The organism is Hamadaea sp. NPDC051192, assembly GCF_040682475.1.
In the GTDB taxonomy this organism is placed as follows: domain Bacteria; phylum Actinomycetota; class Actinomycetes; order Mycobacteriales; family Micromonosporaceae; genus Hamadaea; species Hamadaea flava.
Window position 1 is genome coordinate 67993 of record NZ_JBFBAZ010000004.1, and the last position, 22774, is coordinate 90766.

Consider the following 22774-nt stretch of genomic DNA (forward strand, 5'->3'; position numbering starts at 1 on the left):
GCTCACTCCTTGGGCGGCAGCCAGCCGAGCTGGACGAGTCCCTTGTGGCCGCGCCGGTCCACCAGCCAGCCCCGGCCGGGGGGCAGCACCCGCGCCCGCATGCCGCCAAGCAGCGGGCCTTCGTCCCGGTCGCCGGACATCATCAAGCCGGGCGTGCCGACCTCGCGCAGCCGCGCCAGGAAGGGCTCGAACAGTCCCCGGCCCGCGCCGCCCGTACGCCGGGTCAGGATCACGTGCAGCCCGATGTCGCCGGCCTGCGCGGCCAGGGGCAGCAACGGCATCAGCGGATGGTTCTGATGGGTCGCCACCATGTCGTAGTCGTCGACCAGCACGAAGATCTCCGGCCCACGCCACCAGTTGCGGGCCCGCAACTGCTCCGGCGTGACGTCCGCGCCCGGCAGGCGCTTGGACATCGCGGCCGCCACTTCGGCGAGCAGGCCCCGGCTGTGCTCGTCGTTGGTGCCGTAGCCGAGCAGATGTTCCGGGCCGACCTCGCCGAGCAGGCTGCGGCGGTAGTCGAGCAGGACGATCCTGGCCTCGTCCGGCTGGTAGGCCTGGGTGATGCGGCGAGCCAGCAGCCGCAGGAACGACGTCTTGCCGCACTGGGTGTCGGCGAGGAGGAAGAAGTGCGGGTCGGCGGCGAAGTCCAGCCGCATCGGGGACAGATCCTTCTCGTGTACGCCCACCGCCAGCCCCGCCTCGGCACCGGTGAGTTCGTCGGTCGGCGGCAGCTCGTCGTGCGGGTGCATGCCCGGCAGGAGGCGAACCGACGGGGCAGGCTGGCCCGGCCACGCCGCCGCGACAGCCTCGACCATGCCGCGTACGCCGTCGGCGAGGTCGTCCACGCCGGTTCTGCCGTCGATCCGGGGCACGGCGGCCAGGATCTGGTGTCCGCTCATCGAGATGCCCCGGCCCGGCGCCCCCGCCGGTACGCTCATCGCGGCCCGCCGGTCGATGAACGAGTCGATCGGGTCGCCGATCTTGAGTTCGACCCGGCTGGCGAACAGGTCCCGGACGTTCATCCGCAGATCGAACGAGCGGGTGCAGCTGGCCGCGAGATGGATGCCGTAGGACAGGCCGCGGGCGGCGATGTCGGCGACGATCTCCTCCATGTCCTCGAAGTCGCCGCGCAGGGTCTGCCAGCCGTCGATCACGAGGAACACGTCGCCGTGCGGGCTGTCGGCGAATCGTCCTTCGGCCCGCAGCCGGCGGTAGGTCGCGATGCCGTCGATGCCGTGCTCGGCGAAGAGCGCCTCCCGCTGGGCGAGCAGGGTGGCGACCTCGGCGACGGTACGCCGGACAGCCCCGGTGTCGAGCCGGCCGTAGACCCCGCCGACGTGCGGCAGGCCCGCGATGGAGGCCAGCGTGCCACCGCCGAAGTCCAGGGCGTAGAACTGCACCTCGCGGGGGGTGTGGGTGAGCGCGAGACTGGCGATCAGCGTCCGCAGCACGGTGCTCTTGCCGGTCTGCGGGGCGCCGATCACGAGCATGTGCCCGGCCGCGCCCGACAGGTCCAGGTCCAGTGGATCGCGGCGCTGCTCGAACGGGCGGTCCACCAGGCCGAGCACGGCACGCAGCGGCCGGGCGCCGGGAACCGTCAGGCCGCGTACCGGGTCGGCGGCCAGCCCGGGGAGCAGCTCGTCCAGGCTCGGCGGGTCCGACAGCGGCGGCAGCCACACCTGATGCGCCGGTGCGCCGCGCCCGGCCAGCCGGTCGACGAGCACGTCCAACAGGGTCTCGCCGACCGCGGTGTCCTCGTCGGCCGGCTCAGGAGTCTCGTCGATCGCGAGGTCGGCGGCCACGTAGGAGGTCGTGTACTCCCGCAGCGACAGCCATTCGGTGGCGGCGGCGGGGGCCGGCAGGCCGGTGGGGCGCTGCCGCACCCCGGACACGTACGCCGACCGGAAGCGGATCATCTGCTCGGTGCCGACCTTGAGGAAGCCGTGGCCGGGCGCGCGGGGCAGCTGGAAGGCATCGGTCACCCCGAGGACGGCCCGGCTCTCCATCTCGGAGAACGTCCGCAGCCCGATCCGATACGACAGGTGCGTCTCCAAACCGCGCAGCCGCCCCTCGTCGAGCCGCTGCGAGGCGAGCAGCAGGTGTACGCCCAGCGACCGGCCGACCCGTCCGATCTGGACGAACATGTCGATGAAGTCGGGCTTGGCCGACAGCAGTTCGGAGAACTCGTCGCAGATCACCAGCAGGGTCGGCACCTCGGGCAGCGGGGCTCCGGCGGCCCGGGCCTTCTCGTAGTCCCGCAGTGAGGAGAAGTGCCCGGCGGCCCGCAGCAATTCCTGCCGGCGGATCAGTTCGCCGTTGATCGCGTCGGTCATCCGGTCGACGAGGTGCAGTTCGTCGGCGAGGTTGGTGATGACCGCGCTGGTGTGCGGCAACGAGTCCAGCCGGGTGAACGTCGCGCCGCCCTTGAAGTCGATCAGGGCGAAGTTCAAGGCGTTCGGCGGGTGGGTGACGGCCAGCGCCAGCACCAGCGTACGCAGCAGCTCCGACTTGCCGGAGCCGGTCGCCCCGATCAGCAGGCCGTGCGGGCCCATCCCGTCCTGGGCCGACTCCTTCAGGTCGATCTCGATCGGGGTGCCGTCGGCCTGGATGCCGAACCTGACCCGCAGCCGGTCGCGGTGCGGCCGGGGCACCCAGGTGTCGTCCGGATCCAGCAGGTACGGGTCGTCCAGTTCCAGCAGCTCGGCCAGGCCCAGTTCGGTGGTCATCGGTGCGTCGCCGTGCAGGCCGGCGCTGAGCCGCAGCGGCGCCAACTGCCGGGCCAGCCCTTCGGCGGCGACCAGGCCGAGGGAGTCCGCGCGCCCCAGGTGCACGATGCCGTCGACGGTCTCGCTGATGAGGTCACCGGCGGCGTCGACGTCCAGCACGACCGCCGTGCGGTCCAGTACGCGCGGCGGCGGCGAGCTGAGGTCGACGACGGTGACCCCCTCGACGCCACCGCCGGTCATCAGATGGCTCGACCCGGCGACCGCGCCGCCGTCGAGGACCACGACCAGGAGCGGGCCGGGCGTCCGCGTGTCGACCTCCGGGTCGAACCGGGGTCGCTTCGTCAGCTCCTCCTCCAGCATCGACTCCAGTGCCGGGATCGTCGGCGCGACCAGCCGGAGCGGGCCGAGGGCGTCGGTCCGCTCCGGGTGCAGCGCGTGCGGCAGCCACTTGGTCCACTCCCAGTCGACGCGGCTGACGTCCTCGGCGCAGACCGCCACCCGCAGGTCGTCCGGCGGGTGCAGGGTGACGAGCTGGGCCAGCATCGCGCGCAGCATGCCCAGCGCCGCCGCCCGATCGCCGCGAAGGTAGATGCGGCTGAAACCGTTGGTCGCGATCGCCAGCGGCAGCCGCTCGATGGTGGCGTAGGTCGTGATGAACCGGCGCAACGCGAGCGCGGACAACGGCTCCAGCTCTTCCAGCGCCTTGGTCTCCGGGGCGACGATCGTCAACGCCGGACGCTGGGCGCCCCGGCCGATGCGGGCGGTGCCGAAGTCGGGGTCGTCCTTGCGGCGTTCCCAGAGGCGGTAACTCGCCGCGAGCGACCACAACGTGGCCGGGTCCGGATGCAGGTACTCCATCACGTCGCGCTGGCGGCGTACGGCACGGCGAAGGCGCAGGCGGTGCTGGGCGAGGTGCCGCAGGTACTTGCGCCGGGCGTGGCCCATCTCCCGCTTGCTCGGGCCGCCACCCTGCAACAGGCCGGCGATGAGGGTGCCGAGCATGCCGACGCCCATGAGGCCGTAGATCACGTAGCGGACGGAGCCGCCGAGGGCGCCGGAGTACATCAGCATCATCGCGACGGTCATCGCGATCATCGGCAGCACCATCAGCAGCTGGGTCCACTGCATCGCCGCCGGGGGCGGGATCTCCGGCGGGGCCTGCAGGATCAGCTCCCCGGACGGCATCTCCGGCGCCGGCCGGCGAGCTGGTCTCTTCACCACGACAGTCGCCACGGACGCGATCGTGCGCCAGGGCCGGCGGCGGTTGGGCGACGTGGCAGGAACGTGCCGCTCCAGTTCGGGCGGCGGCGGGGCTCCCTAGCGTTGCCCGCAGAGGAACCCGAGCAGTGGGAGGACGCGTGCAAGGCGGAGACACTTCACGAATCGACATGACCTACGCGGACGCCGCGTACGCCATCAAGGTCCACGAGGACCGGAGCGACGAGCAGGACCGGGCCACCCGGGCCAACGACGCGCGCAGCAGCCAGACGATCGCCCAGCGGCTGGGCGGCACCGTCCAGGCCCGGGCCTATGACGCCGGTCGGGCGAGCGTCGCCGACTTCACCCGGGTCTACCGGAACGGTCAGGAGACCAACGACAACAACCGGTTGGCGATGAACACGGTCCAGGGCGGGGACGCACAGACCGTCCACGCGCTGGGCTCGTTCGACTACGGCACGACCGCCGTCATCAACGGCTGAGAGGGGCTTGCAGATGACCGACTCCGACCGCTACTTCGTCGGCATTCCCGACATGTACGCCGAGGGCAGCGACTACTTCCAGCACGCGACGTTCATCCGCGAGACCGCGGAGGACAAGTTCCACGTCGTGGCCCGGTTGGCTTCCGGTGACGCCCTGTCCGAACAGCAGGTCGTCGAGGCTCAGTACGAGATGAAGATGGCCGACGACCACTCCGGCGGCCTGGAGCAGCACGGCACGGTCTTCAACAACGTCGGCGACATCGCCGCGCAGACGTTGAGCACCGCGCTGCGGATCGTCACCCAGCACTGAACGGACGCGGTCCCTGAAGGCCCCCTCCCCGCGGGGACGGGGCCTTCTTCAGATCAAGAACGTCTGCTCCGGCGGCTCGACGATCTCCGGCTCGACCGGCGACGGCGCCGCCCATCCCGCCTGCCAGCGGCGACGGCGTCCACGGGGCAGCACCAGCGCGGCCACGAAGGCCAGCCCGACGCCGCCGACCGCCGCGCCGGTCAACCACTTCGCCACCGTGGCCACCCGATGCTGCCGGGCCGCCTCGGCGATCCGGGCCTCGTCCGGCGGGTCGGGCACGAACGCGGGCAGCTCTCCAGGGCCGCGAAGATCGAGCCCGTCGGTCACCGCCCGGTAGGGATCGACCAGTCCGGCACCGTATTGTGTGCTGTGCAGCCCGCCCCGGGCCGGGTTCGCCGTCGCGATCAGCCGCTGCGCCACCTGCGCGGCGGTCAGCGCCGGCCAGGCGGCACGGACCAGCGCGGCGGTGCCGGCCACGAACGGCGCCGCGAAGCTGGTGCCGTCGACATAGGCATGCCCGGTCACCCTCGTCGGCGCGAGAACCTTGACCCCGGGGGCCACGATGTCGACGTACTGGCCGGTCCGCGAACCCGACATCAGAGCTCCGTCGATGTCGATCGCCCCCACGCCGAGCACACCGTCGTACGCCGCCGGGAACGAGGGCCACTCGGCGCCGCCGCTCTGCTGACCGTTGCCGGCCGCGGCCACCACCAGCACGTCTTTAGCCACCGCGTACGCGACGGCCGCTCGCACGGCTGGGAAGTCGTCGTAGCCGGCCAACGACAGGTTCAGCACCTTGGCACCGGCGTCAGCGGCGTACCGGATGCCGGTGGCGAGGATCTGCGGGTCGATCCGCAGTGTCTCGCCACGGTCGTCGACATCGCGGTCGCTGATCCGGACCGGCAGGATCGCCGCGTCCGGCGCGACTCCGTGGAACCCGACGCCCGGCACCTGCGCGGCGGCGACGATGCCCGCCACGGCGGTGCCGTGCGACACGCAGTCGAACGTCGCCGGTCGATTCCGGGTGGTGAAGAAGTCCTTGCCGCCCCGCACTCGGCCACGCAGTTGCGGATGATCAGCGTCCACACCGGAATCGACGACGGCGACGAGCACCCCCGCTCCCCTGCTGTACGGCCACACGCGTTGTGGATCCAGCAGCTTCTGCGCCCACGGCAGTTCCCGGACAGGAGCGCGTCCCGGATCGGGATCATGGCACGCCCCGGCCGGGGGGACCGCGCGCGCGGGCGCGACACCGATCAGCTGAACGGCGGTCACGGCCATCACGGCCAGCACGACAGCAGCGAGCCTTGCTTTCACCGCTCTCCTCTCGTCCCGGTGATCGTGCCGCCAGGCCCGGAATCGGCGGCCCACACGGCAGTAACCGGCCACCGGGCGATCTCCACGGCGCTCCCGTCGGACACTGGGCCCATGTTCACCGACTACGAGCTACTGGCGGAGGAGATCCGGGCGGTGCAGCGCGACCTGTCCGAGATCCGCGCCACGTACGACTCCCCCGACGGGCTGGTCAGCGCGACCGTCGGCGGGGCCGGGGAACTGATCGAGCTGTGGCTGGATCCGCGGGTCTTCCGGAACCCCGATTCGGTCCTGCTCGCCCGGACCGTCACCGAGACCATCCACGGCGCCGCCGAACTCGCCCAGCGCCAAGGCCTGGCGATCGCGGCCGACTACCTGCCGCCCGGTGTCGAGTCCGCCGACCTGCGGTTCGACCCGCTGCTGACCGCGCTCGACCAGCAGACCGGCGGAGGTGCCCGGCGATGACCGTCGACCGCAACCTCGACGGATTCGTCGACATGTACCCCGATGAGACCACGACCCAGTTGGCCCGGGTCCACACCGTCGGCGCGGACTTCGGCCGGGCCTGGGCCAAGGCGCTGGAGCGGATCAACAGCCCCGGCAAGATCGGCAACGGCGGCATGGGCCAGTCGTTCATGGCCGGTTACGCCGCGGACAAGGAGACCCTCGTGACCGCCGCCGGCAGCGTCCGCGGGGTCTACCAGGCGCTGGCGAACAACGGCTATCAGGGTGTGCAGCTGTATCAGGGCGCGGCGATCGAGTCCACCAAGCTCTTCCCGCCTGAGTAGCCGATGAGCGACGTCCTCGAGCCCGTCGGCCGCCTGTGGGACGCGGTCCTGCGGTACGGCGGCAAAGCCAAGGACGCCATCTGGCCGCCGGACAGCGAATCCGACGTCATCGCCCTCGCCGAGGCCTGGGAAGCGGCGGCCGACGCGCTGCAACAGGCGATCAACACCTCGGAAGCGGCCGCCCTCCAGCTCCTCGAAACCTGGCCCGACGGGGTGGGTTTCGAGATGCACTACACGTTGCACAGCCTGAACCAAGGCGCCGGCGACTCCGTGGGGCTCACCCAGCTGGTCGCGGACCTGCGGCAGATCGCCACCAAGTGCCGCAACTACGCCCAGGACCTCGCCGACACCAAGAACCAGGTCCGGGCGGAGATCGCGCTGAACGCCGCGCTGTTCGCGCTGGCCTGCCTCGGCGGCCCAGCCGGAATATCGCTGTTCGCGTCGCGAATGGCCAGCCAGATCGCGGAACGCGTGGCGCTGATGGCCCTGCGGGTGGCCACCGCCGCCAGCAAGATGGGCAAGGTCTCGAAGTTCGCCCTCGGGGTGGCGAAGGAGGGGTTCGAAGAGGTCGGGATCGACTGGACCGGCCAGAAGCTCAGCCAGATGCAGGGCTACCGCACGACCATCGACCTCAAGCAGACGGCCACCGCCGGGCTCGCCGGCGCGCTCGGCGGCCCGTTGAGCGAAGGGCTGCGCGAAGTCCCCGGCATGAAACAGCTCGCCCACAAGCCCGGACAAGCGGCCACCGCGGCCAGCTCGTTCATCACCAACGGGGTGACGTCCCCCGTCTCCGGGCACATCGCGCAGAACCTCATGGACGGCAACATCGCCGCGCTCGGCGACGTCGGCGCGTACGCCAGAGCCGTCCGGGACAACGGATTCGCGGCGGGGGCCATGGCCGTCGGCCGGTCGAACACGGAGCTGGCCGGGCGGCAGATCCACTCCGCGGTCACCGGCGGGCCGAGCACCTGGAGCCAGGTGGCGGCGTCGCTGGACCACGGTTCGGGGCCGCCCGGCGGAAACCCGCCCTCGCCGCTCGCGCCGGACAATGCCGGGGCCGGGAGCGGAGCGGGCGCGGCCGGCGGAAACGCCGCCGGAGCTGGACCCGGGGCAGGTGCCGGTGCCGGAGCCGGAGCGGGGGCAGCTGGAGAAAGCGGCGATAGCGGTTCAAGCGGCTCGGGTAGCTCGGGCTCGGGCGGCGGCGCATCGGGCGCGGGCTCGGGCGCCGGCAACTCGGGCTCGGGTGGCTCGGGCACGGGGAACTCGGGCACGGGAAGCTCGGGCACGGGGAACTCGGGTGCGGGGAACTCGGGTGCGGGGAACTCCGGCTCTGGCAGCGGCGCGTCGGGGTCGGGCAGTGGCTCGAGCAGCGGCTCCGGGTCGGGCAGCGGTGCCGGATCGGGTGCTGCGTCGGGGTCGGGCGGGGCTTCGGACACCGGTCAGGTCGGTGACGGCGTCGGCGCGGGGTCGCCGGATGCCACTGCCGACGTCCAGTCAGGTCCGGATGAAGCCGGAGCGGACGATCAGGCCGCGGGTGAGTCCACACTCGACGATTCGGGCCAGGACCAGGCTTCGCCGGAGGTCGGGAGCGTCGCGGATCCGGCCGGCGGCCAGAATCTCGGGGCGGACGGCTCTGCGGCGCAGCAGTCCGGCCCGCCCTCGGCTGGATCCGCTGAGTCCGCGCCGGCCGATCCAGCCGCCACTGGCCCGGTCGCCGCCACACCGGTCACCGCCGCTGCACCGGTCGCGGCGCGGCACACGACGATCCGCGCCACGCCGGCCGGTTCGGACGGGACGGCGAGCACTGGGCAGGCCCAGGGCGGGGCCGACCCGGCAGAGTCGTCCGGCGTGGACGGTCGGAGCGAAAGCACGGCCGAGGAGCAGGCCGGCCTCGACCAGGATCAGGCGTCAGCGCAGACCGGTGCTTCGGCGGAGTCCGAGGTGGTTCCCGACTCGGCCACCGCTTTGGCGAACTCACCGAGCGGGACGCCCGACTCCACCCGCCCGGACAACCTGCCCCCAGAGGTCGAGGCGGTGTGGGACGCGCTGCCAGCGGGCGCGCGCCAGGCGGTCGCCGACCTGGCCGCCGCCAACCGGGCCGCCGCCGACCGCCGGAGCGCCGGGCTCAGCGATCTGGTCAACGCGCTCGCAGCCAGCGTGACCGGCGACCCCGGTCAGTCGCTCGCCGAGACGCTCGGCCGAATGAGCGAGTCGCAGAGCCAGGCATTCGCCGAGCGGATGACGTCGTACGTCGGGCAGACGGGAGCGACAACCGCGGAGACGGCTGCCGTCGCACAGCCGGACAACCTGCCGCCCGACGTGGCCGCGGCGTGGAACACCCTGCCGGCTGCGGCGCGTCACGCCATCAGCCACCTGGCCGCCACCCATCCGAGAGCCTCCGCACGAGAACAGAAAGCGCTGGTCAACGCGGTACTGGGCGCGGCGAAGAGCGTCGTCTCCGGGCGCCGCAACCGCCCCCTCGCCGAGCTTGTCGCCGGCATGACCGACGCCGAGCGGCAGACCTTCGCCGAGCGGATGGCCCGCAAGGTCACCAGCCTCGTCGCGCAGCAGGCCGCGAAGGACCAGTCCTCGGCGACTCAGCGGGATCTGGCTCGCCTCGGCACCCTGCCCGGCAAGGGCATGGTGCTCGAAGCCGCCGACATCCAGGCGAAGCTCGATCGGCTCGCTGCGCACGGCGTCGACGTCACCAACGCCGAGGCGACCCTGCGGGACTACCTCAAGAACTCGCGGTCCGTGCAGGCCGGCGAGCAGATCACCGCCACCGCTCTTGACGGGGACTCCACCAACATCGTCGGCCTGCTCGCCGCGGTCGACGCCGCGCTCGCGCTGGCCGAGCTGCCGCCGGAGCTGCTGGCCCAGCTCGGCACGCCCGGCTTGACAATCGAGGGGCTGCAGGTGCCGGTCGCGGATCAGACCGACATCGACATTCTCGGGCGGCTGCCGGACGGCACCGAGGTCCGGTTCGAGGTCAAGGATTACGGGGAGTTCGGTCTCCGCCAGGATCAAGCCAAGATCGTCCAGCAACTGCGTACGCAGCGCCGGCTGGCCGACGACGCGTACCAGGGCAGGCAGGAGGCGGGTGAACGGGCCGGGCAGCAGCCGCTCGTCATCGGCCTCTACACCAACGAGTTGACCAACGACATCCTCGCCCAACTGCTGGCCAACGGGGCCGACGCGGTCTGGCACTACCACGGTTTCCAGCTCTTCACCTCAGCCGTCGTACACGAGAGCGGCGGCCCGCAGCCCGGGACCCCGGGACCGAACCCGTCCACCGCGCCCACCCAGCCGAGTCCGCGGACCGACCCCGTGGCCGCCGTCGCCGAGCTGCTCACCTCCGGCTTTCAGGTCGGCGACCCGGCCACCGTCACCGCCGATCCGGAAGGGCTCGATGTCGCCTTCGGGGAGAACAGCCAGCGCCGGGTGCTGGTCGACCGCGCGCCCCTCCCCCCGGGTACGCAGGTGCGGCTGGGCTTCGACCCCGACACCGGCGCGTTCCGGCTGACCGTCGGCCAGGACGTCGACGTCACCGATCCCGGAGTCCGGGTCGAACTGGCCCAGGCGTTGGGCCGGGTCGCGCTCGGGCCTTCCGAGTTCCGCGCCGACGACCGCAGTTCCGAGGAGATGTTCCTCGACGTGCTCCAGGCGTACAGCTATATGGGCATTTCGGATGTCGGCCACGCGCTGGCGATGAGCCGGCCGGCCGGGCAGACCGGCCGTGAGGCGGACGTGGCCGCAGCGGTACGCCTGACGCAGCAGGCGCGGGCCGACGAGCAGCGCGTCATGCGGGTGTTGCGGGCGGCGCTGGCGGTCGATCCGAGCCTGGTCGACGTCATCGTCCGGTTGACGGCCATCGACGCGACCGTGAGCGGTCACCCGGCCCGCCGGCTCGCGCGGCTGGTGGGCCGGCTCGACGCCCCGGCCGGCGACAGCGCGCAGGACGTGCGGCAGCGGGCCGAGGCCGGCCGGATCATGGCCGCGACCCTGGAGGCCACCCGTGGGCAGCTCGATCAGCGGATGGCAGGGCCGGTGGACGTGGCGGACCTGTCGACGATCGCCGACGCGGCCGTGAACCATGCGCTGACCGTCCTCGGCACCGCACAGGCGACCGGCGATCCGCTCCAGGCGATCGGACCGGACGGCGCTTTCACGGCGGAGACGACCACGGCAGCGCAGGCCACCGCCACGGAGTTCCAGTCCGAACTAGACAGTCGAGCAGCGCGGGACGAGCAGGCGGTGCCGCAGCGCGTGGCGTTGCGGCCGCTGGCCGGTGGCCCCGCGCGGCTGGACGCCTCGCTGCGAGCCGCGCTGCGCTCGGTCGCCGCGACGCTCGGCTTCGCCACGTCCGGCGAGGAGGTGGCGATGCTGGCCCGCTGGGGCGAGGCGCTGCACGGCCTCGCCGGAGAGGGCACGCCGGAGTCGGCTGCGGCCATCGTGGACACTGCGCGCGACGTCATCCGGCGGACGATCGCGAAACCGGATCGGATGTCCATTCGCGACACTGATCGTGGCGACGCGTACGTCGTCTTCCAGCGCCTGCTGCCGAACGGGCAGGTCGTCGCGGTCACCGTCCATGTACATCGGTTCCTGGCCGATCGGGAGGCGATCGTCACCCACGTCGAGGTCCGGCCGGACCTGCGTACCGATGCCGGGCGGGCGATGGCGGGGGCCATGCCGCACCGGGTCCGGTTGGCGCCGCGCCAGGGACCGATACGGCGCGATTTTGTGAACGACGTAGGCGTGGGCACGCCGCACAGCGCCGCCAGGACGATTCGGGCCGCGCTGGGGCGGGCCGCCGAGGCGCTGGGCCTGACCGCGACCGAGGATGGCGACCGCGCCGCGTACGACCTCGGTTGGCGGGATGGCGGGGGACCTGCTCGGGTCCGGATCCGGATCGCCGGGGTCGGGGGCGGGCGTGGTATCGAGGTGCGCCCGCCTCGACCCGTTGACCGGGACCAGGTTTGGGAGCTGCGCGTCGATCCTCGCCGGCTCAACCGCGTCGGACTACCGCTCGACATCGCCGAGGCGCTCGGGCTCGCGTACGCGACCCATGCGGAACATGTCGACGGATGGGTCCGGCCATCAGCCGACATGACTCCGCAGGCTGCCCGGCTCGCCGCCGTCGCCGCGGTGATGACCGTCCCGCAGCCCGTCGCGGCGACGCCGGCGTCCCGGCGGCTGGCGGCCGAAGCGCAGGGGCTCATCGAAGATCTGGGGCTGCGCCTGGACCAGCCGGAGCACGGTCAGCGTCGAGCCGCGCTGGCTGCGACGATCACGACCTTGTTCGGCGCGGACGCGGCGACCGCGGTCGACACCCTGCTCGCCGACCAGGGCGTGGCGGCGGCCGACCTCGGCAACGCCGAGACCAGGAAGTTCGCGGAGAAGGCGCGGGAGCAGGCCGCAGCCCGTGACAATGCCCGGACGGTCACCGACCTTCTCCTCGATCAGCAGCCGGGCCAGGCGACGACCCAGACCCAGGAGATCGCCGAGCTTCGGGGGATCGGCCCGGCGCTGACGGCGACCGAGATCGCCGAGCAGGTGGCGACCGCGCTGCCAGAAGTGGCCCTGAGCCGTGGTCTGACGCTCACCGCGGTACGCCGGGACGGCCTGGACACCGTGGCCACGGTCACCCACCCCAGCCTCGCGAGCCCGGTGACCGTACGCCTCCGGACCGGATCGTTGCCGACCGGCACCTCGGCGCACACCACGATCGACTTCGCCGACCGCTCGGTGACGATCACGCTCTCCCACGGGCAGACCGGGGACCTCGCCTCGCTGCACCTCGTCGGAGCGCTCACCCAGAGCCTGGAGAGCGTTGGGCGTACGGACAGCGGCAGACCGGTCCGGCCGGCGGATGCGTTCGGCCACCACAAGCTCGGCCGGCGCCAGCAGCAAGACATCCAGGGGCCGAGTCCGGCCGATGTCGCGCTCGCCGCCCAGATCCAGTGGCAGGCGGAACGGATGGGCGTCGACCGTCGCGCCGTCACCGTGGCCAACCTGATCGTCCTGCTGCATCAGGCCGGCGTACGCGACGGGCAACTGCAGTCCACGTTGCGCCGCCGGCTGCTGGACCAGCTCCTGCCCGCTCCGATCGCGCGCCGGGTGAAGGCGTTGCTGGAAATGGAGACCGTGCTGGACCCGGCGATCCGATCCGCACTGCCGACCATGACCAGCACACCGTCGCGGACGGTCGCGAGGGGACGACGCCGGTTCACGGTGAGTCTGCCGGTGTCGCTGGAGTCGACGGGCTCGCTGAGCACACCGCCGCATCAGCCACTGCATCCGATCCTACGCCGGCTCCCCCGCCTCCACGCGGACAAGCTGGAACGGCGGATCGCCGCGCGGCGGTTCCAGATCAGCCGCTGGCGCTCGGACTGGGTCGCCGCCCGGCGTACGCCGACGACCGCTGCCCTGGCACGTAGCGTGCTGTGGCCGGTGAAGTTCCTCCGGGCGCGGCCGTTGGCGGTGCTCACCGGCAAGTTCCGCTACCAGCGCCCGTGGCGGGTCAGCGCGTTCAGCAACTGGACGGGCGTCACCCGGCTGCTGCTGCCCGACGGCTCGCACAAATGGGTCGGCTACACGAAGACGGCGGCGACCCGGACGGTCAACCGCCTGGGCCTCGCCCGGTTCTCCACGTTCACTCCGTGGCACGACAATGCGGAACTGGACCATGGGCACCACAACCGATTCGGCCCTACCGGCACACCACCGGGATACCTGTTCCTCCTCACCGGCAATCACGTGATCGACCTTGTCGCCGGCCTCATCGGGCACCTACCCGTCACGGTGAGCACCAGGAACGGCAGCGGCATCGGCACACCGCTCCCCTTCGGCAACAAGGAGAGCGAGACGCGGCCGACCACGATCCGGGCGATCGGCGACTTCGGCGACGGAACTCGGATCGTGGTCGCGCGGGTAACCCCGTCGCCGGATCTGACGAACACCCACACCTTCACGGCGTACGTGTTCATCGGCACGTTCATCGACGTCACGATCGCCGGGGTGACGAGCTTCTACGTCTGGGTCGGCGGCCAGGGCATGTCCGTCACCGGCGGTCAGGACTACGACGAGCTGGTCCGCAACCTCGCCGAGATCACCGCGGAGCACCGGCGCCTGCTCGCGGACGGGCACCGCGTGCGGGCCTGGTGGCACCGGCGCAAGGCGGTCAGTAAGTATTTCAGCTCGTTCAAGGCCGGCCGTGAGGTGCAGCCGGCGGTCTTCGAGATCGGCTACTCGCATCGCTACACGCCTTATCTGGACACAGTGGACCGTCTCGGCTGGGACGTCAGCCACGTCCAGGACGACCTGGACACACCGGCAATACACGAGCATGCCGACAACTTCCACGACCCGTGGACTCAGACGAACGACTCTGCCGGACTACAGGTCAATCCCAACGTCGCCCTGGTCGTCGGAGCGTTCGATCCCGTCACCATGGCTCGGTCGGGTCGCGCGAGGATCCGCGCCTGGTTCCAGCGACCCGACGTGGCCGAGGCGCTCGGCCTCCAAGACGCGGCCGCCGTGCTCGGCCCAGGCACGCCGACGGGGGCCGATCCGGCCTTCGGCAGCGTGATCGATTCCATCATCAATCCGCCGTCGCCGCCTCGCCCCCGCTCTCCGTACAACTTCGACGGTCCCGGAGACGAGGACGACGAGGAGTACCCGGGGCCGTTGCTCCCCCCGGGGTGGAGACTCGGACCATGAAGTCTGGCATCACCGGGCCGAGGTGGATCTACGCGGCGCTCGCCGTGCTCGGCGTGCTCGCCGTCGTGCTCGGGCTGTCCTGGTGGCGCGGACCGGCGCTCATCCCGCTCGACCCGCCGACCGGTCAGGTGACCATCGCGGGCCAGCTCGTCCTCGATCCGGCCGCGCCCGCGTCCGGGGGTCTGGTCACCGCCCGCGCCACGCTCAGCGCCGAACGGGACGTCGTCCTGAGCGCGTTGACCGTGAAGGTACGCGACGAGGCCGGCGCGTTCCATGACTTCCCGACGCTGGTCGACGCCGAGCTGAGCCCGGAGCCTCGGGTGTTCGAGACGCAGCGGGAACTCCCGGCGCCCGGCACCTACACCTACTACCTCGCGTACCAGCTGGACGGGACCTGGGTCAGCCTGCCGCCCTGGCTGCGGGTCACGGTGCGCTGACCGGCAGGCGCAGCTCGAAGATCGCGCCGCCCTCGTCGGCGTTGTAGACCGTGAGGGTGCCCCGGTGCGCCTGGGCGACCCAGCGGACGATCGACAGCCCGAGCCCGGAGGAGCCGCCGGTGCTGGAGAACCGGTCGAACGCCTCGTCGGCGAGCGCCGCGTCGATGCCGGGACCGTGATCGGCGACGGTGACGACGCCCCCGGCCACGGTGATGTGCACGATCGCCGGCGCGCCCGGTCGGCGTCCATATCGGATCGCGTTGTCGAGCAGGTTGCCGATCGCCCGCTGGATCAGGATCGGGTCGGCGTTGACCTTGGTGGGTGCGGCGGTGACGGTGATCTGCGCGCCTTCCGGCGCGGTGTCCTCGACGACGGCCGTCACGAGCTGGTCGAGCCACATCGGCTGGATGGCCAGCTTCTCCACGCCTGCGGCGAGCCGAGCCCGGACGAGCAGACCGTCGATGATCCGGCCCATCCGGCCGGCCAGGCGTACGGTGCGCGACAGCAGGTCGGCCTGTCGTTCGGGGTTGTCCAGGGCGGTCTCGGCGAGGGCGCGCAGCGCCGCCACCGGCGTACGCAGATCGTGCGCGGTCTCGGCGAGCAGCACCTCCTGCTGGTGCAGGGCCGCCGCCACCGGCCGGATCGCCCGACCCGACAGCGCGTGCGCCGCCGCGCCCAGCCCGGCGAAGAGCACCACGCAGCCGCCGATGACCAGCGCCGTCAACTTGTTGTGCCGCTTCTGCTCGGCTGCGGTGTCGGCGACGGCGACCACCGCGCCGACGTAGTCGTGTTTGCGGTCGAGCAGCGGCTCGACGCGTACGCGGACCAGCTCGCCGCCGCTGCCCCGCTGGTAGCCGACGACCGCGCCACCGGTCCGGATCGCGGTGGCGGCCAGTCCGCTGAGCACGGCGTTGTCCATCGGTACGCAGAGCTGCCGCGAGACGTGCGCCTGGAAGGTCAGCGCACCGCCCGGCATGATCGCGAACTGGGGGCAGCGGTCGTTGAGCTCGTCGGTGTTGACGAGGCTGAAGTCGATGGCGTCGTCCAGGATGATCAGCCGGCTGACCGAGGAGGTGACCCGATGCAGTTCGGCGTCGAGGCGGGCCTGCCCCTGCCGGCCGTCGGTGCGGACGATCCACCAGGCCAGCCCGACGATCGCCAGCATGTTGGCGGCGGTGACCAGGGCGGTGAGCACCCAGCGCAGCCGGCGCAGCCGCTCGGTGGCCGACGACGTCATGCGATGCCCAGCAGGTAGCCCCGGCCCCGGACGGTGTGGATGAGCTGCGGCTCGTGCAGCTTTCGCCGCAGGCGCTTGACCACCACGTCGACCACATTAGACATCGGGTCGGTGCCGGAGTCCCAGCAGTGCTCGATCACCTCGGCCCGCTCGACGATCTGATCGGCCCTGGTCAGGAGATATTCCAGCACCGCGTACTCCTTGACCGAGCAGGTGATCAGGACGCCGGCGCGGCGGACCTCCCGGCGTGCGCAGTCTAGCTCCAGATCGGCGTGGCGTAACACCGACGGCCGTCCCGTGCGGCGGCACAGGTTCTCCACCCGGGCGCTGAGTTCGGCGACGGAGAACGGCTTGACCAGGTAGTCGTCCCCGCCGTGCTCGAAACCGGCGACCCGGTCGGCCAACGCGTCGCGGGCGGTGAGGAACAGCACGGGCACGGCCCAGCCCTGCCGACGACGCTTGTGCACGTAGCCGATCGAGTCGCCGTCGGGCAGCATCCGGTCGAAGACCACGCAGTCGAACTCTCGGCCGCTCAGGGCTTCGTCGGCGGACGCGACGTCCCGGGCGGTGTCGACGAGCAGTCCGTCGGCGCTCAGTTTCGCGGCCACCGCCACGCGAAGATCCTCATCGTCCTCGACGACCAGCACTCGTGTCATCAAAACCTCATGTACGCCGATAGATCGTGTCTGTACCGCAGGTTAGCCGACCTATCCGATGAGGAGGATGCCGTCGTGAACACCTCAGAGCCCGGCGGGATCGAGGCGATCCTGGCCTCGGCGGTCAGCGAGGTCCTGGTCATGAGCACGGGATCCGCGCCGATCGGCCAGTTCCGCGCCGTCGACCGGGAGAACCTCGCCCGCGGCGTACGCTATCGCGTCCTGTTCCCCGATTCGATGCGGCTGACAACCAGACTCAGCCGGATGGCGCTGGCCGGCGCCGCTGTGCGTACCAATGTAGAGATCCCGGTGGAAGCGATCGTGATCGACGGGACGACCGCCCTGCTGCCCAATCATCCGACCGGCGTGGCCGCGTTCCGGCTGCCGGGCGTGGTGACCGCGACGCTGGAGCTGTTCGGATGGATCTGGTCCTCCGCGGTGCCGCTGACCCCGGTGGAGGAGGCCGGCGACGACGGCCCGCTGACCTGGCGGGAGCGGGACCTCATGACCCTGCTGTACACCGGGCACACCGATGAGTCGGCGGCGATGAAGCTGGGCATCTCGGTGCGGACCGTGCGGCGGATGGTCGCCGACATCATGAACAGGCTCGGTGCGCGCAGCCGGTTCCAGGCCGGGGCGAAGGCCGCGGGGCAGGGTTGGTTGATGGCGAGGGCGAGCTGATGTCGCGGACCTTGCTGGTCTCGGGACAGCCCGGCGCCTACCCGACGATCGGGCATGCCCTCGCGGACGCGCCGCCCGATGCGCTGATCTCCATCGCGGCCGGCACCTACCTGGAGACCTTGGAACTGGTGGACGTCACCGTGACCCTGGCCGCCCTGGCCGGGGCGAAGGTGGTGATCGACGGGACGGGCGCGGACCGGCCGGCGTTGCGGGCCAAGAACGGCGCGGTGAGCCTGCACGGGATCGAGGTACGCGCCGGGATCTCGGTCGAGGACTCTGCGCTGACCTTGCGGCACTGCACGGTCACCGGCGGCCGCCGGCCGGCGATCAGCATCCGGGGATCGGCCGGCTTCGCCGTGACCGAATGCACCGTCAGCCAGGCTGAGCAGGGCATCGTGGTCGACGGCGCGTCCGGTCGGCTGGAGGGGACGACGATCTCCGACGTCACCGGCGACGGCATCATCATCGGCATGGGCGCGGACCCGGCGATCCGCAACTGCGCCGTCACCGGCGCCGGCCTGCGCGGAATCTACATCTACCAGTACGGCCGCCCGGTCATCGAGGGCTGTGCGGTGTCGCGTACCGGGGCCGAAGGGATCTCGGTCGCTCAGCACAGCACACCGGTGATCCGGAACTGCTCGGTGACCGACGCGCGCGGGGTCGGGATCGCCGTCGCCGCCGACTGCGCGGGCACTCTGGAGGCCTGCCGCGTCGAGAACACCGCCCAGCCGGGCGTCGCCCTGGCCGACGGCGCCACGACGACGGTGATCGCCGGGGCCGCCGCCGGTGGTGGTCCGGCCAGTCAAGGTTTGGAGGCACTGCTCGGGGAACTCGACGCCATGACCGGGCTGGCCGAGGTGAAGGCCGAGGTCCGGGCGTTGGTCGACGAGCTGCAGGTGAACGAGTGGCGACGCCGGGCCGGGCTGCCGGTCGGCGCGGCCAGCCATCACCTGATCTTCGCCGGGGCTCCCGGCACCGGGAAGACCACGGTGGCCCGGATCTACGGCCGGCTCCTCAAGGCGCTCGGCGTCCTGCCGCACGGCAAGTTCCGGGAGGTCACCCGGCGGGATCTGGTCGGCCAGTACATCGGGCACACTGCCGAGAAGACGTCCCTGGTGTTCGAGGAGGCCGTCGGCGGCGTGCTGTTCATCGACGAGGCCTACACGCTGTCCCGGGCCGGTGCCTCGGGCGGCGACTTCGGCCAGGAGGCGATCGACACCCTGGTCAAGCTGATGGAGGACCATCGGGACGAGGTCGCGGTGATCGTGGCCGGCTACACCGGGGAGATGGCCGACTTCCTGTCCGCCAACCCCGGCCTCGCCTCACGGTTCGGCAAGACCGTGGAGTTCGGCGACTACACCCCGGACGAGCTGCTCGACATCATCGGCCGGATGGTGTCGGCCGGCGAGTACGAACTCGACCCGGCAGCCGCTCCCGTGCTGATCCGGTACTTCGCCCGCATCTCCGGTGGCCCGAACTTCGGCAACGCTCGCGATGCCCGGCGGCTGTTCGAAGGGGTACGCAAGGCGCAGTCGCAGCGGCTGCGGCAGATCGATCGGCTGCCGACGGTCGACCAGTTGCGCGCCATGCTTGTCGACGATGTGCTGGTGGCCACGGCAGACTAGGTGCCGTGCGGGTGCTGATCATTGAGGACGACGGCAATCTCCGGCTCGCCCTCGAGGTGGCGCTGCGAGGTGCCGGATTCGCGGTGGACAGCGCGGCCGACCTGCCCGCCGCCGACGAAGCGTTGTTCGTGAACACCTATGACTGCGCGGTCTTCGACCGGATGCTGCCGGGTGGGGACGCGCTGGCCTATGTCCATCGCCGGCGCGGCGAGGGCTGGCAGTTGCCGGTGCTGTTCCTGACCGCCCGCGACAGCGAGGCCGACCGGGTCGACGGGCTGCGGTTGGGCGGCGACGACTACCTGGTCAAGCCGTTCGCGATGGCGGAGCTGGTCGCCCGCGTACGCAGTCTGTGCCGGCGCAGCACGTCCGGGCGGCCGGCGGTGCTGCGCTGCGGCGATGTGGAGCTGGACGGAAGCCGGCATCGGGTGACTCGGGACGGCGTACTGCTGACCTTGGCCCGCAAGGAATTCCTGATCCTGGAACGGCTGATGGCCGGACCGGGGCAGCCCGTTTCGCGGCAGGAGCTGGTCGCGTACGCCTGGGACGAGATGGCGGACCCGGCGTCGAACGTCCTGGACGTGGTGATCGGCCAGCTGCGGCACAAGCTGCGCGAACCTGCGGTGATCCATACGGTGCGCGGATTCGGCTATCTGATCGCACCCTGACCGGGCCGTTGTCGCACCGCGATCTCAGCCGCTCAGCGACTGCCGCCGGGCGGCCTCGGGGTCGAGTCCCGGCCCGTCGGGCAGCCTCGCCACCAGGCTGGCCGGGAGGCGTACCGCACGATCGGCCCGGTAGCCGAGCATGCCGAGCACTTCAGGGCTGGCCACCGGATATCGGCGGCCCAGGTCGGTGATCACCGTGAGCGTTCCGGCGAGGGCCTGCGGGGACGGCATCGCCTCCACGACGGCGGCCCAGCCCGGCGGCACGTAGACCCGGTCGGCCAGCGGGGTTCCGGTGCTGGTCCGGCGGATCGTGACGGCCATCGGGTCGGCCGGGGGCAACGCCGGGTCCACCGTCAACCGGGGAATCGCTTCGCCGGGCGCGAACGTGGTGCAGACCGTCGCCTCCCGGCCGGGCAGCTGAGCGATCTCCGGCCGCGCCGGTGGGGCGGGGTCGGTGACCGGGCTCGGCTGCGGCGCGGCGGCGGCCGACGACGGCGCCAGGTCGATGGCGTACGGCTCGGCGCCGGGGTAGGCGGCCAGCGTCGGCGGGTACGCGCGCTGAATGTCGTACTGCAGCTCGGTGATCGGCCGCAAGGTGTCCCGTTCGGCCAGGTAGTACTGCTTCCCACCGGAGGCTTGCACGACCAGCAGCGCCCCGATCCGCAGGTCGGTCCGGCCCGCGATCGCGGTGGACGGTCGGCCCGCGTCGGGTGTCGCGATCGGCTCGATCGGGGCGCCCGACGGCACGACGTCCAGCCACGCCTGGCCGACGCGTACCCAGGGCAGTGTGGTCAGGGCGAGACCGGCGCCGACCGTGGCGTAGTCGTTGAGGGGATGCCGGTGGCCGCGCCAGATCAGGAATCGCTCGCCGGAGGGGGCGAGCTGCACCGGCAGGGCTTGTTCGCCGAGACTCCAGCCGCCGGTGGGCGCGGTGCCGACGAGCAGCACCGACTCGTCGACCCGGCCGCCGGTCACGTCGGTCGCGGGCGACGAGCACAGCGACCAGGCTCCGGTGAGCAGCCGATCAGCTCCGGGCAGCGCGTCGGGCGCGTCGGGGATGCCGAGCCGGGGACCCCGGGGTACGCCGACCAGCGAGTCACGAGACACCCGCTCGGTCTTGCCGTGCGTGCCGACCAGCAGCAGCGCGGAGGCGTAGTTGGTGACCGGATGCAGCCGCCCCTGGGTCCAGACGTAGCGGGTGCCGGTCTCCTTCTCGACGATGACGACGTTGTCCTGCCGCCAGGTGTTCGCCCCGCCGGGCACGATCATGCCGTAGACGCCGAAGCAGGCCAGCGCGATGATCGCCAGCGCGACGCCGGCGTACGAGGCGGCGGCCGGGCGGCGGAACGGAAGCTGCTCGGGATCGGTCTCCCGCAGCACCAGCGCCGAGGTGGCCCGCTGGATCAGGAACTGGTACGCCTGCAGCTGGTCGCGTTTGGACGCCATCAGCCTCAGCCCCCCAGCCCACGCACGTACGCGTACAGACCGAGCACCGCACAGGTGACCGGCACGATCGCGGCCATCACCAGCATGTCGGCGTACTCGGCGAACCGGCTCAGGTAGGGACTGTGCTTGCGGGCCACCCCGGTGGCGATCACGGTCGCCCCGAGCGCGAGGACGACCGGTCCGGCGACGGCGAGCAAGGTCGTCCGGTCGCCCATCAGCGGACCGGCGACCAGGCAGCCCAGTCCGAGCACGGCGGCGATCAGCATCGGGATCCGCTGATGCAGGATCGGATACAGCCTGGCCCGGAGCAGCAGCCCGACGCCGACGAGGGCGGCCAGCACCACCCCGGCGGTGCTGCCGCTGCGTACCAGGACGATCTGGCAGGCCACCAGGACCGCACTCGATCCGGCCAGCATCCCGGTGAGCAGGGCGTCGGCGCGTACGACGGCGGCGTGCACGAGTTCCAGGGACGGTTGCGGATCGTCGCGGATCAGGTCGGCGGCCGACCGGGGCAGCATCGGCATCGGCACCCGGCCGAGGCGCAGCGACAGTGGTGCGTACGCCGTCGACAGGGCGAGCACGATCGCGGCGAGGACCGCGGCCGCCTCGGCTGTCGTCAGGGTGTCGGTGCTGGCCAGCCAGGCCCCGGCCACGGTGAGCAGCCCGAGCACGGCCGCCCCGGCGAAGACCGGCGCGGCGGCGGCCACCCCGAGATAGCCGACCAGCGCGGCGAGCAGCAATGCCGCGCCCGCCAGCAGCAGATGCCCGGCCGACAACCCGGTCATCGGGGTGGCCCCGGCGAGCACCAGGCCGCCGCCGGCGAACGCGTACGGCAACGCGGTCGCCGCCAGGACCGCACCCACCCCGGCGTCGCCGACGGCCCGGGCCAGCACGACGGCGGCGGCCAGCAGGATCGCGGCGACCCCGAGCGCCCACAGCGCGGGCGACGTCCACGGCGATCCGGCGCGTAGCACCGCGACGAGGCCGGTCAGCAGGGCCGCCGCGCCGATCGTCAACGCGGCGTGCCGGGTGTGCCGGGGTCCCCACGCGCGGCCGGTGCCCTGCGATCCGGTGGCGATGGCGTCGACGAGATCGTCGTACTCCAGCTCGGGCCACTCGGTCTGGCTGGGCGTCAGCTGCAGGATCTCACCGTCGCGGATCCGGTGCGCCGCAAGGGTTCGGTCCAGTTCGCACACCGTGCCGTCGGCCCGGCGCAGCAGCCAGCCGCCGGGCACCCCGTCGTCGGCCAGCCCCTCACCGGCCCGGGCCAGCAGGCCGGGCAGGATCTCACTGATCGCGGCCTGCTCGGGCAACGCCATGTCCAGGCGGCGTCGGGGCGCCGCGATGGTGACCTTGACCAGGCCGGTGGTCTGCATGCGAGCAAGCTTCGACGGTGCCGCCCGGTGCGCGGGCCTCCTGGCAGCAAGCTGCCGCCCCGCGCCCGCGGCTTCGCCGGGGGCCTACGGT

15 protein-coding genes are annotated in these 22774 nt (G+C 72.0%); 9 read left to right on the forward strand and 6 right to left on the reverse strand.

Annotated features, from left to right (window positions below):
* Positions 1 to 2 precede the first annotated feature (2 nt).
* Positions 3 to 3959, reverse strand: a complete 3957-nt coding sequence (gene eccCa, locus AB0M47_RS03245) for a type VII secretion protein EccCa (RefSeq protein ID WP_363407548.1) — start codon at positions 3957 to 3959, stop codon at positions 3 to 5.
* Positions 3960 to 4114: 155 nt separating this feature from the next.
* Between eccCa and AB0M47_RS03250 the strand changes: the two genes are divergently transcribed.
* Together AB0M47_RS03250 and AB0M47_RS03255 are read left to right on the forward strand one after the other, a co-directional pair.
* Positions 4115 to 4426: a hypothetical protein gene (locus AB0M47_RS03250; protein ID WP_253753559.1), complete on the forward strand. Its 312-nt coding sequence runs from the start codon at positions 4115 to 4117 to the stop codon at positions 4424 to 4426.
* A gap of 13 nt (positions 4427 to 4439) precedes the next feature.
* Positions 4440 to 4736: a hypothetical protein gene (locus AB0M47_RS03255; RefSeq protein WP_363407551.1), complete on the forward strand. Its 297-nt coding sequence runs from the start codon at positions 4440 to 4442 to the stop codon at positions 4734 to 4736.
* Between the two features lie 48 nt (positions 4737 to 4784).
* On the opposite strand, the gene mycP is transcribed toward AB0M47_RS03255, so the two are convergent.
* The gene (gene mycP / locus AB0M47_RS03260; protein WP_363407554.1) at positions 4785 to 6053 is read right to left on the reverse strand and encodes a type VII secretion-associated serine protease mycosin; all 1269 of its coding nucleotides are present in this window, start codon (positions 6051 to 6053) and stop codon (positions 4785 to 4787) included.
* Between the two features lie 111 nt (positions 6054 to 6164).
* Here mycP and AB0M47_RS03265 point away from each other — a divergent pair, with 111 nt between their 5' ends.
* From AB0M47_RS03265 to AB0M47_RS03280, 4 genes are read left to right on the forward strand one after another with little or no spacing between them, the layout of a single operon-like run.
* Positions 6165 to 6515 carry a YbaB/EbfC family nucleoid-associated protein gene (locus AB0M47_RS03265; RefSeq protein ID WP_363407557.1) on the forward strand — a complete coding sequence of 117 codons (351 nt, stop codon included), beginning with the start codon at positions 6165 to 6167 and terminating at the stop codon, positions 6513 to 6515.
* Positions 6512 to 6838, forward strand: coding sequence for a hypothetical protein (locus AB0M47_RS03270; protein ID WP_363407560.1), 327 nt, complete (start codon positions 6512 to 6514; stop codon positions 6836 to 6838). Before AB0M47_RS03265 ends, AB0M47_RS03270 begins: the two co-directional genes overlap by 4 nt.
* 3 nt (positions 6839 to 6841) lie before the next feature.
* Positions 6842 to 14560: a hypothetical protein gene (locus AB0M47_RS03275; RefSeq protein WP_363407563.1), complete on the forward strand. Its 7719-nt coding sequence runs from the start codon at positions 6842 to 6844 to the stop codon at positions 14558 to 14560.
* Positions 14557 to 14997 (forward strand): hypothetical protein, encoded by a 441-nt coding sequence (locus tag AB0M47_RS03280; RefSeq protein ID WP_363407566.1) that lies wholly within the window; start codon positions 14557 to 14559, stop codon positions 14995 to 14997. Before AB0M47_RS03275 ends, AB0M47_RS03280 begins: the two co-directional genes overlap by 4 nt.
* Here the strand turns inward: AB0M47_RS03280 and AB0M47_RS03285 are convergent.
* Entirely contained in the window at positions 14984 to 16234 is a 1251-nt protein-coding gene (locus tag AB0M47_RS03285) for a HAMP domain-containing sensor histidine kinase (protein ID WP_363407569.1), read from the reverse strand. The two genes, AB0M47_RS03280 and AB0M47_RS03285, sit on opposite strands and share 14 nt — an antisense overlap.
* Positions 16231 to 16890, reverse strand: coding sequence for a response regulator transcription factor (locus tag AB0M47_RS03290; protein ID WP_363407572.1), 660 nt, complete (start codon positions 16888 to 16890; stop codon positions 16231 to 16233). Before AB0M47_RS03290 ends, AB0M47_RS03285 begins: the two co-directional genes overlap by 4 nt.
* 75 nt (positions 16891 to 16965) lie before the next feature.
* Here AB0M47_RS03290 and AB0M47_RS03295 point away from each other — a divergent pair, with 75 nt between their 5' ends.
* Genes AB0M47_RS03295 through AB0M47_RS03305 form a run of 3 tightly spaced genes read left to right on the forward strand, consistent with a single transcriptional unit; the run spans position 16966 to position 19861 of the window.
* Positions 16966 to 17571 carry a helix-turn-helix transcriptional regulator gene (locus tag AB0M47_RS03295; RefSeq protein ID WP_363407575.1) on the forward strand — a complete coding sequence of 202 codons (606 nt, stop codon included), beginning with the start codon at positions 16966 to 16968 and terminating at the stop codon, positions 17569 to 17571.
* On the forward strand, positions 17571 to 19196 hold the full coding sequence (locus tag AB0M47_RS03300; RefSeq protein WP_363407578.1) for a right-handed parallel beta-helix repeat-containing protein: 1626 nt from the start codon (positions 17571 to 17573) through the stop codon (positions 19194 to 19196). Before AB0M47_RS03295 ends, AB0M47_RS03300 begins: the two co-directional genes overlap by 1 nt.
* Positions 19197 to 19201: 5 nt before the next feature.
* Positions 19202 to 19861 (forward strand): response regulator transcription factor, encoded by a 660-nt coding sequence (locus tag AB0M47_RS03305; protein WP_363407581.1) that lies wholly within the window; start codon positions 19202 to 19204, stop codon positions 19859 to 19861.
* 24 nt (positions 19862 to 19885) lie between these two features.
* Here AB0M47_RS03305 and eccB read toward each other — a convergent pair whose 3' ends face one another.
* Positions 19886 to 21307 carry a type VII secretion protein EccB gene (gene eccB / locus AB0M47_RS03310; protein ID WP_363407584.1) on the reverse strand — a complete coding sequence of 474 codons (1422 nt, stop codon included), beginning with the start codon at positions 21305 to 21307 and terminating at the stop codon, positions 19886 to 19888.
* 5 nt (positions 21308 to 21312) lie between these two features.
* Positions 21313 to 22683 (reverse strand): type VII secretion integral membrane protein EccD, encoded by a 1371-nt coding sequence (eccD, locus tag AB0M47_RS03315; RefSeq protein ID WP_363407587.1) that lies wholly within the window; start codon positions 22681 to 22683, stop codon positions 21313 to 21315.
* Positions 22684 to 22774: the final 91 nt, after the last annotated feature.

Bases quoted from the DNA above. Each gene is read 5' to 3' on its own strand.
- AB0M47_RS03275 (WP_363407563.1), top strand. From the start codon at position 6,842: ATGAGCGACGTCCTCGAGCCCGTCGGCCGCCTGTGGGACGCGGTCCTG.
- AB0M47_RS03265 (WP_363407557.1), top strand. From the start codon at position 6,165: ATGTTCACCGACTACGAGCTACTGGCGGAGGAGATCCGGGCGGTGCAG.
- AB0M47_RS03270 (WP_363407560.1), top strand. From the start codon at position 6,512: ATGACCGTCGACCGCAACCTCGACGGATTCGTCGACATGTACCCCGAT.
- eccB (WP_363407584.1), bottom strand. From the start codon at position 21,307: ATGGCGTCCAAACGCGACCAGCTGCAGGCGTACCAGTTCCTGATCCAG.
- AB0M47_RS03300 (WP_363407578.1), top strand. From the start codon at position 17,571: ATGTCGCGGACCTTGCTGGTCTCGGGACAGCCCGGCGCCTACCCGACG.
- AB0M47_RS03280 (WP_363407566.1), top strand. From the start codon at position 14,557: ATGAAGTCTGGCATCACCGGGCCGAGGTGGATCTACGCGGCGCTCGCC.
- eccD (WP_363407587.1), bottom strand. From the start codon at position 22,683: ATGCAGACCACCGGCCTGGTCAAGGTCACCATCGCGGCGCCCCGACGC.
- AB0M47_RS03290 (WP_363407572.1), bottom strand. From the start codon at position 16,890: ATGACACGAGTGCTGGTCGTCGAGGACGATGAGGATCTTCGCGTGGCG.
- AB0M47_RS03255 (WP_363407551.1), top strand. From the start codon at position 4,440: ATGACCGACTCCGACCGCTACTTCGTCGGCATTCCCGACATGTACGCC.
- AB0M47_RS03250 (WP_253753559.1), top strand. From the start codon at position 4,115: ATGACCTACGCGGACGCCGCGTACGCCATCAAGGTCCACGAGGACCGG.
- AB0M47_RS03285 (WP_363407569.1), bottom strand. From the start codon at position 16,234: ATGACGTCGTCGGCCACCGAGCGGCTGCGCCGGCTGCGCTGGGTGCTC.